This is a genomic window from Pseudomonas sp. LM13, assembly GCF_041381355.1.
GTDB classification, from domain to species: Bacteria; Pseudomonadota; Gammaproteobacteria; order Pseudomonadales; family Pseudomonadaceae; genus Stutzerimonas; species Stutzerimonas frequens.
Genome location: NZ_JACBXH010000131.1, coordinates 1 through 743 on the forward strand (window position 1 = coordinate 1; position 743 = coordinate 743).

The following is a 743-nucleotide window of genomic DNA, read 5'->3' on the forward strand; positions in this document are numbered from 1 at the left end:
CCGCCGATCACCGCCACGCGCTTGCCCTTGAACAGCGGGCCATCGCAGTGCGGGCAGTAGGCGACGCCACGGCCGCGGTATTCCTGCTCGCCCGGCACGTTCATTTCGCGCCAGCGCGCGCCAGTGGCGAGGATCAGGGTCTTGGCCTTGAGCTCGCCGCCATTCTCGAACTGCACACGATGCAGGCCGTCGTCGCCGGCCGGGATCAGCTGGCTGGCGCGCTGCAGGTTCATGATGTCGACCTCGTACTCGCGCACGTGCTCTTCCAGCGCGCGAGCCAGTTTCGGGCCTTCGGTTTCCTTCACCGAGATGAAGTTCTCGATGGCCATGGTGTCGAGCACCTGACCGCCGAAGCGCTCGGCCGCGACGCCCGTACGGATGCCCTTGCGCGCGGCGTAGATGGCCGCTGCGGCGCCAGCCGGACCGCCGCCGACCACCAGCACGTCGAAGGTGTCCTTGGCCTTGAGCTTCTCGGCATCACGGGCGCTGGAACCGGTGTCGAGCTTGGCGAGGATCTCTTCTTCGCTCATGCGGCCCTGGGTGAACAACTCGCCGTTGAGGTAGATGCTCGGCACCGACATGATCTGGCGCGCTTCGACCTCGTCCTGGAACAGCGCGCCGTCGATGGCCACGTGCTGGATGTTCGGGTTGAGCACGGCCATCAGGTTCAACGCCTGGACCACGTCCGGGCAGTTCTGGCAGGACAGCGAAAAGTAGGTTTCGAAGCGGTAGTCGCCGTCGAG

The 743-nt window shown here is 66.1% G+C and carries 1 protein-coding gene; it reads right to left on the reverse strand.

Annotated elements, in window-relative coordinates; genetic code table 11:
• Positions 1-743: FAD-dependent oxidoreductase (locus tag HZR81_RS23685; RefSeq protein ID WP_500129403.1), on the reverse strand; the 743-nt coding region annotated here is incomplete at both ends.